This is a genomic window from Nocardioides sp. BGA-UO-ETr-FS32, from assembly GCF_059567905.1.
This window is the reverse complement of the sequence record NZ_JCAQOX010000013.1, coordinates 299,242-312,934: the sequence shown is the minus strand read 5'-3', so window position 1 is coordinate 312,934 and position 13,693 is coordinate 299,242. Positions and strand designations below refer to the sequence as shown.

15 protein-coding genes are annotated in these 13,693 nt (G+C 72.7%); 7 read left to right on the top strand and 8 right to left on the bottom strand.

Annotated elements, in window-relative coordinates:
* Positions 1-30 precede the first annotated feature (30 nt).
* From AC57BS_RS06675 to AC57BS_RS06665, 3 genes are read left to right on the top strand one after another with little or no spacing between them, the layout of a single operon-like run.
* On the top strand, positions 31-660 hold the full coding sequence (locus AC57BS_RS06675) for a TetR/AcrR family transcriptional regulator (protein ID WP_496410655.1): 630 nt from the start codon (positions 31-33) through the stop codon (positions 658-660).
* The gene (locus AC57BS_RS06670; protein ID WP_496410654.1) at positions 657-2,276 is read left to right on the top strand and encodes an MFS transporter; all 1,620 of its coding nucleotides are present in this window, start codon (positions 657-659) and stop codon (positions 2,274-2,276) included. Before AC57BS_RS06675 ends, AC57BS_RS06670 begins: the two co-directional genes overlap by 4 nt.
* A gap of 50 nt (positions 2,277-2,326) precedes the next feature.
* Positions 2,327-2,968: an alpha/beta hydrolase gene (locus AC57BS_RS06665; protein ID WP_496410653.1), complete on the top strand. Its 642-nt coding sequence runs from the start codon at positions 2,327-2,329 to the stop codon at positions 2,966-2,968.
* Positions 2,969-2,974: 6 nt separating this feature from the next.
* Here AC57BS_RS06665 and AC57BS_RS06660 read toward each other — a convergent pair whose 3' ends face one another.
* From AC57BS_RS06660 to AC57BS_RS06650, 3 genes are read right to left on the bottom strand one after another with little or no spacing between them, the layout of a single operon-like run.
* Positions 2,975-3,964, bottom strand: coding sequence for a uroporphyrinogen decarboxylase/cobalamine-independent methonine synthase family protein (locus AC57BS_RS06660; RefSeq protein WP_496410652.1), 990 nt, complete (start codon positions 3,962-3,964; stop codon positions 2,975-2,977).
* The gene (gene mnmA / locus AC57BS_RS06655; RefSeq protein ID WP_496410651.1) at positions 3,961-5,061 is read right to left on the bottom strand and encodes a tRNA 2-thiouridine(34) synthase MnmA; all 1,101 of its coding nucleotides are present in this window, start codon (positions 5,059-5,061) and stop codon (positions 3,961-3,963) included. The genes AC57BS_RS06660 and mnmA overlap by 4 nt, the downstream gene beginning before the upstream one ends.
* A gap of 9 nt (positions 5,062-5,070) precedes the next feature.
* Positions 5,071-6,252 (bottom strand): cysteine desulfurase family protein, encoded by a 1,182-nt coding sequence (locus tag AC57BS_RS06650; protein WP_496410650.1) that lies wholly within the window; start codon positions 6,250-6,252, stop codon positions 5,071-5,073.
* Between the two features lie 72 nt (positions 6,253-6,324).
* Between AC57BS_RS06650 and AC57BS_RS06645 the strand changes: the two genes are divergently transcribed.
* Positions 6,325-7,578 (top strand): hypothetical protein, encoded by a 1,254-nt coding sequence (locus AC57BS_RS06645; RefSeq protein WP_496410649.1) that lies wholly within the window; start codon positions 6,325-6,327, stop codon positions 7,576-7,578.
* A 1-nt stretch (position 7,579) separates the two neighbouring features.
* Here the strand turns inward: AC57BS_RS06645 and AC57BS_RS06640 are convergent, their stop codons facing one another.
* Positions 7,580-8,239 carry a nucleotidyltransferase domain-containing protein gene (locus AC57BS_RS06640; RefSeq protein WP_496410648.1) on the bottom strand — a complete coding sequence of 220 codons (660 nt, stop codon included), beginning with the start codon at positions 8,237-8,239 and terminating at the stop codon, positions 7,580-7,582.
* Positions 8,240-8,279: 40 nt separating this feature from the next.
* Between AC57BS_RS06640 and AC57BS_RS06635 the strand changes: the two genes are divergently transcribed.
* From AC57BS_RS06635 to AC57BS_RS06625, 3 genes are read left to right on the top strand one after another with little or no spacing between them, the layout of a single operon-like run.
* Positions 8,280-8,750, top strand: coding sequence for an HIT family protein (locus AC57BS_RS06635; protein WP_496410647.1), 471 nt, complete (start codon positions 8,280-8,282; stop codon positions 8,748-8,750).
* A gap of 14 nt (positions 8,751-8,764) precedes the next feature.
* The gene (locus tag AC57BS_RS06630; RefSeq protein WP_496410646.1) at positions 8,765-9,082 is read left to right on the top strand and encodes a MazG nucleotide pyrophosphohydrolase domain-containing protein; all 318 of its coding nucleotides are present in this window, start codon (positions 8,765-8,767) and stop codon (positions 9,080-9,082) included.
* A 47-nt stretch (positions 9,083-9,129) separates the two neighbouring features.
* Positions 9,130-10,284 carry a hypothetical protein gene (locus AC57BS_RS06625; protein WP_496410645.1) on the top strand — a complete coding sequence of 385 codons (1,155 nt, stop codon included), beginning with the start codon at positions 9,130-9,132 and terminating at the stop codon, positions 10,282-10,284.
* A 17-nt stretch (positions 10,285-10,301) separates the two neighbouring features.
* On the opposite strand, the gene proB is transcribed toward AC57BS_RS06625, so the two are convergent.
* From proB to rplU, 4 genes are all read right to left on the bottom strand, one after another.
* Complete coding sequence (gene proB, locus AC57BS_RS06620) at positions 10,302-11,423, bottom strand: glutamate 5-kinase (protein WP_496410644.1); 1,122 nt, start codon at positions 11,421-11,423, stop codon at positions 10,302-10,304.
* Positions 11,413-12,978, bottom strand: a complete 1,566-nt coding sequence (gene obgE / locus AC57BS_RS06615; protein ID WP_496410643.1) for a GTPase ObgE — start codon at positions 12,976-12,978, stop codon at positions 11,413-11,415. The genes proB and obgE overlap by 11 nt, the downstream gene beginning before the upstream one ends.
* 87 nt (positions 12,979-13,065) lie before the next feature.
* Complete coding sequence (gene rpmA / locus AC57BS_RS06610) at positions 13,066-13,320, bottom strand: 50S ribosomal protein L27 (RefSeq protein ID WP_135840891.1); 255 nt, start codon at positions 13,318-13,320, stop codon at positions 13,066-13,068.
* Positions 13,321-13,364: 44 nt separating this feature from the next.
* On the bottom strand, positions 13,365-13,664 hold the full coding sequence (gene rplU, locus AC57BS_RS06605; RefSeq protein WP_056908626.1) for a 50S ribosomal protein L21: 300 nt from the start codon (positions 13,662-13,664) through the stop codon (positions 13,365-13,367).
* Between the last annotated feature and the right edge of the window lie 29 nt (positions 13,665-13,693).

Genomic DNA, 13,693 nt, shown 5'->3' with positions numbered 1-13,693 from the left:
TTCCATCCGACCACCCCCAGGAAGGACGCCGTGACCCCGACCGAGACCGGCACCCGCCCCCGCGTGGAGGGCGAGCGCGAGCTGCAGATCCTCGAGGCGACCCTCGAGGTCCTCGACGAGGTGGGCTACGACCTGCTCACCATGGACGCCGTGGCGAGCCGCGCCAAGGCCTCGAAGGCCACGCTCTACCGCCGGTGGAAGGGCAAGCCGGAGCTCGTGGTGGCCGCGATCATGGCCCACAAGGGCGAGTCCGTCGTCCCCGACACCGGCACCCTGCGCGGCGACCTGATCGCGGCGTACTGCGGCCACGGCGGGCTCAACGACCCGATGACGCGGTCCGTGCTCAGCGCGGTCGTCACGGCCATGGGTCGCGACCCGGAGTTCGCCGAGGTCTACCGGCGCGACTTCATCGGCCCCAAGATCGCCTCCTCACGGACCATCTACGAGCGCGCCCGCGCGCGCGGCGAGGTCCACCCCGACGCCGACCTGGAGATGCTCGCGCCGTCGCTCGCCGGGATCGTCCTGCACCGCGCGTTCCTGCTCGGCGAGGCCGTCACGCCCGACCTCGTCGCACGCGTCCTCGACGAGGTCGTCCTCCCCGCAGCCCTGCACGGCCCGACCCACGAACACCGACCCACCACGACCGAAGGAACCCCATGACCGACCTCGCTCCGGCCGCCGCAGAGGTGACCCCCGAGCAGCACAAGCGCCTGCGCTGGGCGCTGGTGCTCATCTCCCTCGCGCAGCTGATGGTGGTGCTCGACAGCACCATCGCCAACATCGCCCTCCCCTACATCGGCACCGACCTCGACATCGACCAGGCCAACCTGTCCTGGATCGTCACCGGCTACGCCCTCACCTTCGGCGGCTTCCTGCTGCTGGGAGGTCGGCTGGCCGACCTCTACGGCCGGCGGCTGGTCTTCATCATCGGCGTCCTCGTGTTCGCCGTCGCCTCGCTGGTGGGCGGCTTCGCCCAGAACGAGTTCATGCTCCTGTCCGCCCGTGGCCTGCAGGGCCTCGGCGCCGCGATGGCCTCGCCTGCCGCCCTTGCGCTGATCACGACCACCTTCCCGGCCGGCCGCGAGCGCAACCGCGCGTTCGCGGTGTACGCCGCGATGGCGGGCGTGGGCGCCGCCGTCGGCCTGATCCTCGGCGGCTGGCTCACCGGCCTCGACCCGATCCTGGGCCTGGAGGGCTGGCGCTACACCTTCCTCATCGTCGTGCCGATCGGCCTCGCCGCGGCCTTCTTCGCCCCGCGCTTCTTCGACGAGTCCGAGCGCCACACCGGCTGGCTCGACGTCCCCGGTGCCATCACCGGCACGGGCAGCCTGCTCGCCATCGTCTACGGCCTGTCCCGCGCCGGCGACGAGCGCTACGGCTGGGACGACACGACCACGATCGCGAGCCTGGTCGTCGGCGTCGCCCTGCTCGGGCTCTTCCTGCTGCTGGAGTCCCGCGTCGAGCACCCCCTGATGCCGTTCCGGATCTTCCGCAGCAAGAACCGCGCCGCAGCGTTCGCCGTGATGATGATCGTCCCGGCGGCGATGTTCGCGATGTTCTTCTTCCTCTCGCTGTTCATCCAGCTCGTCGTCGGCTACTCCCCGCTGCAGACCGGCGTGGCGTTCCTGCCCTTCTCGATCGCGATGATCATCTCGGCCACCACGGCGTCCAGGCTGATCAGCTCGGTCGACCCGCGCCTCCTCTCCGGCGTCGGCACCCTGCTGTCGGCGATCGCCCTCTACGGCTTCAGCCGGATCACGGTTCCCGAGGACCCGTCCTCGATCCTGGCCTCCCTCCCGGAGGCGCTCGGCGGCCAGGGCGTCGCGCTCGGCGACGGCGTCAGCTACTGGACGCAGATCCTGCCGTTCGTCGTGCTGATGGCCTTCGGCATGGGGCTCAACTTCGTGCCGTTGACCCTCGTCGCGGTGCACCACCTGCGTGCCCAGGACACCGGCATCGGGTCCGGCGTGCTCAACACCATGCAGCAGGTCGGCGGTGCGCTGGGCCTCGCCACCCTCAGCACGGTGTCGCTCCACTTCGCGCAGACGCGGGCCGACGAGATCGCCCCGTCCATCGCCGGCGCGGCGCCCCAGCTCGACCCGGGAACCGTGGGGCAGCTCGCCTCGCTCGGCTCGTTCACCGAGGGCGCCACCATGGCGTTCTTCGTGGGCTCGCTGATGATGATCGCGGCGTCCGCCATCGTGTGGATCTTCCTCGACGTCAAGCACGAGGAGCTCGCCACCGAGTCCGCACCCGAGGGCGCCGGGGCCCACTGACACCCGACCCGACGCCCGATCCGTTCCAGCCGCCGCTCCGAAGGAGAGTCGTGACCGACCCGCACCTCACCCGCCACGACACCGTCGACGGATCCGCCCGCGCGATCATCCTCGTGCTCCACGGCGGCAAGCCGCGTTCCACACAGTCCGTCGACGGGCGCAGCGCCTCGTGGCGTCGCGTCCTGTGGCTGCAGCGCGAGATCACCGACCGGGCCCACGCGGCGGGCGTGGGCGTGTGGTCGGCGCGCTACCGCACCCGCGGCTGGAACGGCGGGCGCGAGCCCCAGGCCGACGCCCGCTGGGCGCTGGAGCAGGTACGCGCCGAGCTGGGCGAGGTGCCCGTCGTGCTGCTGGGGCACTCGATGGGCGCGCGGGTGGCGGTGCACGTCGCGGACGACCCGTCGGTGGTCGGCGTGGTCGGGCTCGCGCCCTGGTGGTCGGCCGAGGACCCGGTGCACACCCTCGCCGGCCGCCGGCTCCGCGCGGCGCACGGCCGTCGCGACCGCATCACGTCCTTCCGCGAGACCGCCCGCTACGTCGAGCGGGCCCGCGCGGTGGCCGAGAGCGCCGAGCTCAGCGAAATGGGCGCGCTGGGCCACTACATGCTCGCCGGCTCGCGGCGCTGGCACGACGTGGCGATCGAGTCGTGCCTCTCCGTGCTGGAGGCGCAGGTCCCGCACCTTCGCAGGTGAGTCGTCTCAGAGGTTGCGCGCGACCGTCGCCGACAACCGGACCGCCCGTGCCGCCCACTGCGGAGTGGCACCCGCCAGCCCGCAGGTCGGGCTGACGACCAGCCTCTCCCCCAGGACCGCCGGGTCGAGGCCGAGCATGTCGAGCCACCGCTGGACCCGCTCGGTCAGGCGGGCGTCGGAGGGGTCGGTGGCCGGGTCGGTGGACGGCACGACGCCCAGCACCGCCGTACGTCCCGCCTCCAGCACCTCGGCGAACGTGTCCAGGTCGCCCGGTCCGAGGAGGTCGAGGTCGGCCGAGAGACCGAGCACGCCGGTCCCGGCGACGAGCGACCAGGGCGTGCGGGGCGCGCACGAGTGCACCCACGCCTCTCCCCCGGCCTCGGCGACCGCGGCCGCCACCCACTCCAGGTGGGCCGCGGCCTCGGGCAGGTCGACGCTGCGGTGCCGGCCGTAGCCGCTCGCGGTGGGCACCTGTCCGTCGACGACCGCGGCGAGGGCGGGTTCGTCGACCTGGACGATCCAGCGGTCGACACCGCGGAGCCGGCGCTGCAGGTCGGCGAGGTGGAGCCGTACGCCCTCGGCCAGGGCCTGCGCCAGCTCCCGGCGCGCGCCGTGGTCGCTGAGGACCTTGTCGCCGCGGGGCTTCTCCACCGTGGCGGCCAGCGTCCACGGCCCCGCGACCTGGGTCTTGAACGCACCCGCGTAGTCCTGGGCCAGCTCCTCCACCGTGTCGAGGTCCTGCGCGAGCAGGGACCGCGCCCTGCGGAGGTCGACGCCGCTGACGTCGGTGAGCCGCCAGCCGGCCGGCTGCAGGTCCGCCGCGAGCCCGTCGAGCACAGCGAGGCCGCGTCCGGTCATCGCGGCCCAGACCCCGCGCCCGGGCACCTCCGGCACGTGCGGCAGGTCAGGCAGCTCGCCGACGACGAGCCGCACCGACTCGGCGTACGCCGCATCCGTCGCGCCGGGCATCGATCCGACGCCGGTGGCGGCGCTCACGCGGCCACCACGGGGCGGGTGGCCGAGATCGTGGCCGAGCCGACGACGCGGGTGCCGTCGTAGATCACCGCCGCCTGGCCGGGCGCGATGCCTTCGGCGGGGTCGAGCAGGTCGATCTCGACGCGGTCGCCGGAGACCTCCACGACGGCACGGTGCTCGGCACCGTGGGCGCGCAGCTGCACGGTGCCGTCGACGCGCTCGGGCACGGTGCCGCACCAGCGCGGCCGGATGCCCGACACGTGGTCGACCGCGAGCCGCTCGCGCGGGCCGACGGTGACGGTGCCGCTGACCGGCTCGATGTCGAGGACGAAGCGCGGCTTGCCGTCGGCGGCCGGGACGCCGAGCCGCAGCCCGCGGCGCTGGCCGATGGTGAAGCCGTAGGTGCCGCTGTGGCTGCCGACCCTCTCCCCCGTCGTGACGTCGACGATGTCGCCGCCGTGGTTGGGGGCGCGGTCGCCGAGCTTCTCCCGGAGCCAGCCGGCGTTGTCGCCGTCGGCGACGAAGCAGATGTCGTGCGAGTCGGGCTTGTCGGCGACCAGCAGCCCGCGGGCCCCGGCCTCGCGGCGCACCGCCGGCTTGTCGGTGTCGCCCAACGGGAACAGCGAGTGGCGCAGCTGCTCCTGGTCGAGCACCCCGAGGACGTAGGACTGGTCCTTGGCGTGGTCGGTCGCCCGGTGCATCTCGATCAGCCCGTCGGCGCCCGTGCGCAGCTGCGCGTAGTGGCCCGTCGCGACGGCGTCGAAGCCCAGCGCCAGCGCGCGGTCGAGGACGGCCGCGAACTTGATCTTCTCGTTGCAGCGCAGGCACGGGTTGGGCGTGCGCCCGGCGGCGTACTCGTCCATGAAGTCCTCCACCACGTCCTCGTGGAAGCGGTCGGAGAGGTCCCAGACGTAGAACGGGATGCCGATGACGTCGGCGGCGCGACGCGCGTCGTTGCTGTCCTCGATGGTGCAGCAGCCGCGTGCCCCGGAGCGGTAGGACGCCGGGTTGCGGCTCAGCGCGAGGTGCACGCCGGTCACCTCGTGCCCCGCCTCGACGGCGCGGGCAGCGGCGACCGCGGAGTCCACCCCGCCGGACATCGCGGCGACGACCCTCATGCCGCCACCTCAGCGCGCCCGGGCGGCCCGGGCGCGCTCGACGACCGGGCCGATCGCCTCGACGAGCCGGTCGACGTCGCCGGACGTGGTGGTGTGGCCCAGCGAGAAGCGCAGCGAGTGGCGGGCCTGGTCGTCGTCGCAGCCCATGGCGAGCAGGACGTGGGAGGGCTGGGGCACACCCGCGGAACAGGCCGAGCCGGTGGAGCACTCGATGCCGCGGGCGTCGAGCAGCATGAGCAGGGAGTCGCCCTCGCAGCCGGGGAAGCCGATGTGCGCGTTGCCGGGCAGCCGCAGCGGACCGGACGGCGTGCCGTGGAGGTGGGCGTCCGGGACGACCTCGATGACGCGGCGCACCAGGTCGTCGCGCAGCGCGGCGACGCGCACGGCGTGCTCGTGCTGTTGCTTGACCGACTCCTCGACCGCGGCGGCGAGGCTGGCGATGGCCGGCACGTCAAGGGTGCCGCTGCGGATGTCGCGCTCCTGCCCGCCGCCGTGCACGAGGGCGCTCACGGCGACGTCGCGGCGCACGACGAGGGCGCCCACGCCGTACGGGCCACCGACCTTGTGGCCGGTGAAGGTCAGGGCGTCGACGCCCGAGGCGGCGAAGTCGACGGGCACCTGGCCGAGCGCCTGCACCGCGTCGGTGTGCACCGGGATCGCGTGCTCGGCGGCGAGGGCGACGACCTCGTCGATCGGCTGCAGCGACCCGACCTCGTTGTTGGCCCACATCACCGAGATGAGGGCCACCGAGCCGGGGTCGCGCGCCACTGAGTCCCTGAGGGACTCGACGTCCAGCACGCCCTCGGACGTGACCGGGAGGAGCTCGACGTCGGCACCGTCGCTCTCCGCGAGCCAGTGCAGCGGGTCGAGCACCGCGTGGTGCTCGATCGCGGTCGACAGGATGCGCGTACGACGCGGGTCCTGCGCGCGTCGCGACCAGAAGATGCCCTTGATGGCGAGGTTGTCGGACTCCGTGCCGCCGGAGGTGAAGACCACGTCCCCCGGGCGGGCGCCGATGACGCCGGCGATCGTCTCGCGCGACTCCTCGACCACCCGGCGAGCGCCGCGGCCCGAGGCGTGCAACGAGCTCGCGTTGCCCACGCCCGTGAGCAGCCGGGTCATCGCCTCGACCGCGACCGGCAACATGGGCGTGGTCGCGGCGTGGTCGAGGTAGACGAGCGGCTGCTTCATGACCTGCCAAGCCTACGGGGCGGCCCTCGCGAACCCGGCCCGAGTGTCGTGCTGACCACCTAGGCTTCCCCCGTGCGCGCATCCCGGGCCTGGCTCGCCTGCCTCCTCCTGCTGCCGACGGCCGCCTGCCAGGGCGGTACGCCGGCTCCTGACGAGCCCAGCCACCCGGGCCTGCCGGAGCGTTCCGGACCGCCCGCGGGCATGGACGAGTCCCTCCGCGACGCCGCGCTGGAGCTCGTGGAGACACGTGAACAGGCCCTGGTCGACGGTGACCGCGACGCGTTCCTGGCCACCATCGACCCCTCGGCCGGGGAGTTCGCGAGGACGCAGGCCCGGTGGTGGGACAACATCGCCCGCCTGCCGGCCACCGACATGTCCCTCGAGCTCGGCGACGAGGGCGTCATGACGCGGGTCCACGGCGAGGGAGACCTCCAGCTACCGGTCGACTTCACGATGCGCCTCGACGGCTACGACGAGCACGCGGTGACCCAGCCGCTGATCTACACGTTCGTGGGCGACGAGGACGAGGTGCTGCTCACCAGCGACCGCAACCTCCAGAACGACGCACTCACCGGCTGGCTCCCCGCGCCGTGGGACGTCGCCGCGATCACCGTCGAGGAGTCCGACGGCGTGCTCGGGGTCTTCGACGACGAGACGAAGGACGAGGCCGCCGAGCTGCAGGACGCCATCGTCGCGGCCCGCGACGCCATCGAGCCGCTCGTGCCCCCGTGGTCCGGGCGGGTCGTCGCCTACGACATCAGCGACGTCGACGCCATCGACAAGATGAGCTCGATGTCGATCGACCGGACGGCCGGCATCGCGTTCCCGGTCATGGCGCGGCCGGGGGGCAAGAAGGTCGCGGCCCACCGCTTCGCGGTCAATCCCGTCCACACCGACGGCGAGGAGTGGCGGGGCATCCTCTTCCGCCACGAGCTCGTGCACGTCGCGCTCGGGTCCTCCGACAACGGCAGCCCGCGGTGGTTGAGCGAGGGCGTGGCGGACTACGTCGCCTACTCGGCGGTCTACGACGTCTACCAGCGCCGCCGCGGCCTGGCCCAGCAGGTCGGGTCGATGGCGCCGCGGAGCCTGCCGACGGGGCGCGACTTCTACCAGGGTCGCTCCCGGCTCAACTACGCGCTCGCCCACCTCGCCTGCGACTACCTCGCCAGCACGCGCGGCGACGACGTGCTGTGGGACCTGATGGACAGCTTCCGTCGCAAGGGCGCCCCGTTCCCCGCCGACGTCGAGGCCCGCGTCCGGGCGGAGCTCGGCATGTCCACGGAGGAGATCGTGGCCGACGCGCTCGCCTGGGCGCGGTCTGCCTGAGTCAGGTCATCCGCTCGAGCCAGTCGTGGTCCGGGTACAGCCGGCGTACGGCCTCGCGCAACCAGGCCTGCTGCTCCTCGCCGAGCAGCGGCCACGTCACGGCCAGGTCCCTGTCGTCCTTGGGGCGGTGCAGCACGGCCTTGTAGAGCAGCGTGATCTCGGGTCGCAGGTACCGGACACCGTCGTCGGCCACCCACGTGACGTCGTCGAGCGGGGCGACGTGGTCGGGGTCGCGCTTGCTCGTCCAGAGACCGCCGCGGTCCGGTGTGATCGGGAGGTCGATCACCCACGGGTCGGCGGCACTGCGCCGCACCCAGACCTGGCTGCGCACGTCGAGCACCTCGGGGTGGCGGTCGTCGAACGGGCGCAGCGTGCCCCCGTGGATGCTCCAGAGGTTCCACTCCTCGCCGACGTGCTCGCGGAAGGCGTCGAGGTCACAGGCCAGGATCGAGAGGTCGACGTCCTCGTGCTCGCGCGGCACCCCGGTGAACGCCTCGATCGACCAGCCGCCGACGATCCACCACGGCCGGGTGAAGCCGGCCATGAAGGCCGCCAGACCTGCGGGGTCGAGCGGTGCCCAGTCGCCGTACCACCGGAAGAACACCTCGTCCTCCGCGATCTCCTCCGCGGTCCGGTGAAGTGGCTCCCGCTCGTCGGTCATGTGGCGACGCTAGCGCTCCGCACCGTGGCAGGGTGTCCGCGTGCACGAACCCCTCGGCTACGACTGCCCCTTCTGCCGGCTCGAGCAAGGCGTCCACGACGAGCACAACCAGCCCACGGACGTCGTCGCGGTCACCGACCTCGCCTACGCCCGCATCTCACCGAAGTGGTGGCCGGCCAACGACGGCGCCGTCCTCGTGATCCCCCGCGGGCACCACGAGAACCTCTACGCCATCCCGTCCGAGGCCGGCCACGCCGTCTGGGACCTGACGCAGCAGGTCGCAGTGGCCATGCGCGCGACGTACGACTGCGACGGCATCTCCACCCGCCAGCACAACGAGCCGGCGGGCAACCAGGACGTGTGGCACCTCCACGTCCACGTCTTCCCCCGCCACGCCGACGACCGGCTCTACGAGCAGCACCGCAGCACCCGCTGGGTGCCGGCCGTGGAGCGCAGGCCGTACGCCGACCGGCTCGCCACCGAGCTCGGCCTCGCGCGCACCTTCAGCTGAGGCAGGATCGACCCATGGACTTCCAGCAGATGCAGGAGCGCGCCCGCTCGGTCCGGGCGCGCTACGCCGAGGTCGAGGCCTCGGCCTACGGCCGGTCGTGGACGACCGAGGAGATCATGCTCGGCTTCCTCGGCGACGTCGGCGACCTCGCCAAGCTCGTGCAGGGCAAGGCCGGCGTACGCCCCCGGGAGGACCTCGACGAGGCGCTCGCCCACGAGCTGGCCGACTGCCTGTGGTCCGTCCTGACCCTCGCCGACGCCTACGACGTCGACCTGGCGGGCGCGTTCACGAGCACGATGGACGAGCTCGACACGGTGCTCGCGGAGGACTGAGCCCGACCCGAGGATTACCGGGCGGGCGAGTGGGCAGGATGGCGATCATGACGACGCCTGCCCGTCCCGGACTCCGCTCCCTGCTCGCCCTGCTGCTCGCCACGCTGCTGCTCGCCGGCTGCAGCGGCGGATCGTCCGACCCCTCGGACGGCGAGGGCGAGCCGACGGCCGGGACGTCGGAGTCCACCGACACCGACGATCCCGAGGCATCGACAGAGCCCGACGAGCCCGAGCCGACCGCCGACGCCGCGGCGGTCGAGAACATCAATCCGTGCGAGAGCCTCGCCCCGGAGGAGTGGCGCCTCTTCGTCCCCCGGGCCCAGCGCGAGTCGGTCCGGCTGCACACCGAGCTGACCGGCGCCATCACCCTGCTCGACGCGATCGGCGCCTTCGTCGTGGACGACACGCCCAAGTACGGCTGCGTCGTGAGCCACCCCGGCAAGGACGGCGACGAGGTCGACGTCGCGGCGTGGGGCTGGTTCCTCGGCAAGTTCGGGCCCACCGACGTCAACGAGATCCTCGCCACGGCTGGCGGGACGGCGACCGACCGCGGCTACGCCGCCATCACCACGTCGGACTTCGCCACCGTCAACGGCTACGGCTACCACGCCGCCGAGGAGGTGGGCTTCTGGGTGCTGGTCAAGGACAGCGCCGCCCGCCGCTTCGACGAGCTCGACCCAGCCGCACGACAGAGGACCACCGACAGGCTGCTCGCCGTCCTCGACTCGCTGTCGCTCGAACGCGACGTCCAGCCGCGGGTGCTGCTGCCCGAGGCGTGCCCCCGCCAGGACGACCCCCAGGTCCGGGCAGTGATCGGCGAGGCGACCACGGCACGCGGCTCCGACAACGGGGCGGGCAAGATCCAGTGCCTCTACCGCAACCCCGAGCGCGACCGCCAGCTCCGGCTGACCGCCGGCCCGATCCCGCAGGAGCAGGCCGATGCGCTGGTGGCGGACGCCGCCCGGCCGGCGCAGCGCGAGAGCCGTTTCCCGGTGGAGGAGGGCGACGCCGGCATCGCCATCGTGACCTCCGGCGGTACGGCCAGCAGCGCGCTCGTCCACTCCGACGAGCTGCTGGCGACCTTCGCCGCCGTCGAGTTCGGGAACCTGGGGGTCGAGGCTCCGAACGTCCCCCGGCAGGCGGTGATCGACCTGCTGCAGGCGTTCGACGACACCCTGGTGGCTGCCCGCAGCGGCGACTGAGCCGGCGCGAGGGCTGGCTACAGCAGGACCAGGTCGTCGCGGTGGATGATCTCGCGCTCGTACGCCGCGCCGAGGGCCACCTTGAGCTCTCGGGTCGAGCGACCGAGCAGCGCCGGCAGCTCGTCGGCGTCGAAGTTCACCAGGCCGCGCGCCACGGCGACGCCGGCCGGGTCGAGGAGGTCGACGGCGTCGCCGGCCACGAAGCTGCCGTCGACGGCGGTCACGCCCGCGGCGAGCAGCGAGGCCCGGCGCTCGACCACGGCCCGTACGGCTCCGGCGTCCAGGGTCAGCGTGCCCTGCCCCGACGTCGCGTGGGCCAGCCACAGCAGCCGCGTCGGGCGGCGCTTGCCGGTCGCCTCGAACAGCGTCCCGACCTCCGCACCCGCGAGCGCCGCCGCGGCCTGCTCCGCGGACGTCAGCACCACGTCGATCCCGGCGCCGGTCGCGATGCGGGCGGCCTCGACCTTCGTCGTCATGCCGCCGGTGCCGACCCCGGCCGCGCCGGCGGACCCGATGGTCACCGACGCGAGGTCCTCCTCGGAGCGTACGAGCGGGACGAGGCTCGAACCGGCCCGCGACGGCGGTCCGTCGTAGAGGCCGTCGACGTCGGAGAGCAGCACGAGCAGGTCCGCGTGCACCAGGTGGGCGACGAGTGCGGCGAGGCGGTCGTTGTCACCGAAGCGGATCTCGGAGGTCGCCACGGTGTCGTTCTCGTTGACGATCGGCACGACGCCGAGCTCGAGCAGCTTGGCGAAGGTCTGGTGGGCGTTGCGGTAGTGGGCACGCCGGGTGACGTCGTCGAGGGTGAGCAGCACCTGACCGGTGACGATGCCGTGCCGGGCGAACTCCTCCTGGTAGCGGTGCGCCAGCAGCCCCTGCCCCACGGACGCCGCGGCCTGCTGGGCGGCGAGGCCCCGCGGTCGGGCGGTGAGCCCGAGCGGCGCGAGACCGGCGGCGATGGCCCCGGACGACACGAGGACGACCTCGGCCCCTCCGTCACGGGCGGCCGCCAGGACCTCGACGAGCTGCCGCACACGTGCGGGGTCGATGCCGCCGGCGGCCGTGGTCAGCGACGACGAGCCGACCTTGACCACGACGCGTCGGGCGGCCTCCACCAGGGCCGAGCGGTCAGTCGTCACTGCCGTCCCAGTCGGGGTCGTCCTTGGTGCCGATCTCGTAGGCCATCGGCCCGACACCCGAGCTGCCGGAGCTGCGGTTGGGACCCTTCTTGCGGCGCTCCTCGTCGAGGCGGCGGGCCACGTCGGCGCGGGCCTCCTCCTCGGCCTTGGTCTCCATCGCCTCGGCGATGTCGCGGCGGCGCTCGCGGGCCGGGCGGGTCTCGCGGAGCCGCTCGTCCTCGCCGCGGCGACCGAGCATCTCGGCGCCGGCCTCGATGCTGGGCTTGAAGTCGAAGACGACCGAGTTGTTCTCGGGGCCGATGATGACGGCGTCGCCCTCCTGCGCACCCATCTGCGCGAGCTTGATCTCCACACCGAGCCGGTTGAGGCGGTCGGCGAGGAAGCCCACCGCCTCCTCGTTGCTGAAGTCGGTCTGGCGCACCCAGCGCTCGGGCTTGGTGCCGCGCACCCGCCAGCCGTCGTCGGTGGCGACGACCTCGAAGTCGTCCCCGCCGTCGACCGCCTTCGGACGCAGCACGATCCGCTCGGGCTCGGCGGTGGGCGCGACCTCGCGGGACGCGACGACGATCTCGGCCATGGCGAACGTGAGCTCGCGCAGGCCCGCGCCGGACGCAGCGCTGACCTCGAAGACCCGCAGCCCGCGGCCGCGCAGCTCCTCGACCACCATGTCGGCGATCTCCTGGCCGTCCGGCACGTCGACCTTGTTGAGGGCCACCAACCGGGGCCGGTCCTCCAGTCCGCCGTAGCGGGCGAGCTCGCCCTCGATGACGTCGAGGTCGTCGAGCGGGTTGCGACCGGGCTCGATGGACGCGGTGTCGATGACGTGGACCAGCGCCGCACAGCGCTCGATGTGGCGCAGGAAGTCGTGTCCGAGACCGCGGCCCTCCGCGGCGCCCTCGATCAGGCCGGGCACGTCGGCGACCACGAAGGTCGTCTCGCCCGCGGTGACCACGCCGAGGTTGGGGATCAGGGTGGTGAACGGGTAGTCGGCGATCTTGGGCCGAGCCCGCGAGATCGCGGCGATCAGCGAGGACTTGCCGGCGCTCGGGAACCCGACCAGGCCGATGTCGGCGACGACCTTGAGCTCGAGGCGTACGACGAGCTCGTCGCCGGGCTCGCCCAGCAGCGCGAAGCCGGGCGCCTTGCGCTTGGAGGATGCCAGCGCCGCGTTGCCGAGCCCCCCGCGCCCGCCCTGGGCGATGACCATCGTGGTGCCCTGGCCGACCAGGTCGGCCAACGCGTTGCCGTCGGCGTCCTTGACCACGGTGCCGTCGGGGACGGTCAGGACGAGGTCCTTGCCGTTGCCGCCGTTCTTGTGGTCACCGGCCCCCTGGCCGCCGTTGTCGGCACGCCGCTTGGGGCTGTGGTGGTAGTCCACGAGCGTGGTCACGCTGGTGTCGACCTGCAGGATGATCGACCCACCCTGGCCGCCGTTGCCACCGTCGGGCCCGCCGAGCGGCTTGAACTTCTCCCGCTTGACGGAGGCCACGCCGTTGCCACCTCGTCCGGCCGCGAGGTGCAGCGTGACCTGGTCGACGAACGTGGGGATGGCCATCAGATTCCTTGCATCGGTGGGTGAAAGCACGAAGGGCGCCCCCAGACAGGGACGCCCTTCGCAGAAGTGCTCAGTGTCGCGGTGACGTCACTCGCCGGGGACGATGTTGACGACCTTGCGACCGCGGCGGGTGCCGAACTCGACGGCGCCGGCCTGCAGGGCGAACAGGGTGTCGTCGCCGCCGCGACCCACGCCGGTGCCCGGGTGGAAGTGCGTGCCCCGCTGGCGGACGATGATCTCGCCCGCGCCGACGACCTGGCCGCCGAAGCGCTTCACACCGAGGCGCTGGGAGTTGGAGTCACGGCCGTTCTTGGTGCTCGCAGCACCCTTCTTGTGAGCCATTGTTCAGTCCTTCTGAAGAGACTTGGTCGACCTCGAGCGAACGCTCAGAGGGAGATGTCGGTGACCTTGACCTGGGTGTACTTCTGGCGGTGACCCTGGCGCTTCTTGTAGCCGGTCTTGTTCTTGTACTTCTGGATGATGATCTTCGGGCCCTTGGTGCGGCCGGTGACCTCGACGGTCACGCTCGCCTTGTCGAGGCCGGTCGCGGTCACCTTGTCACCGTCGACGACCATCACCACGGGAAGGGTGAGGGTGTCACCGGCGGCGGCCATCGCGTCGATCTCGATGACGTCGCCCACGGCAACCTTCTGCTGCTTGCTGCCACTGCGCACGACTGCGTACACGGCGAGTCACTCTCCTCGATACGGACTAC

Coding starts and splice junctions, on each gene's coding strand:
- AC57BS_RS06625 (WP_496410645.1), top strand. CDS start 9,130: ATGACGACGCCTGCCCGTCCCGGACTCCGCTCCCTGCTCGCCCTGCTG.
- AC57BS_RS06640 (WP_496410648.1), bottom strand. CDS start 8,239: ATGACCGACGAGCGGGAGCCACTTCACCGGACCGCGGAGGAGATCGCG.
- AC57BS_RS06650 (WP_496410650.1), bottom strand. CDS start 6,252: ATGAAGCAGCCGCTCGTCTACCTCGACCACGCCGCGACCACGCCCATG.
- mnmA (WP_496410651.1), bottom strand. CDS start 5,061: ATGAGGGTCGTCGCCGCGATGTCCGGCGGGGTGGACTCCGCGGTCGCC.
- AC57BS_RS06670 (WP_496410654.1), top strand. CDS start 657: ATGACCGACCTCGCTCCGGCCGCCGCAGAGGTGACCCCCGAGCAGCAC.
- AC57BS_RS06630 (WP_496410646.1), top strand. CDS start 8,765: ATGGACTTCCAGCAGATGCAGGAGCGCGCCCGCTCGGTCCGGGCGCGC.
- rpmA (WP_135840891.1), bottom strand. CDS start 13,320: ATGGCTCACAAGAAGGGTGCTGCGAGCACCAAGAACGGCCGTGACTCC.
- obgE (WP_496410643.1), bottom strand. CDS start 12,978: ATGGCCATCCCCACGTTCGTCGACCAGGTCACGCTGCACCTCGCGGCC.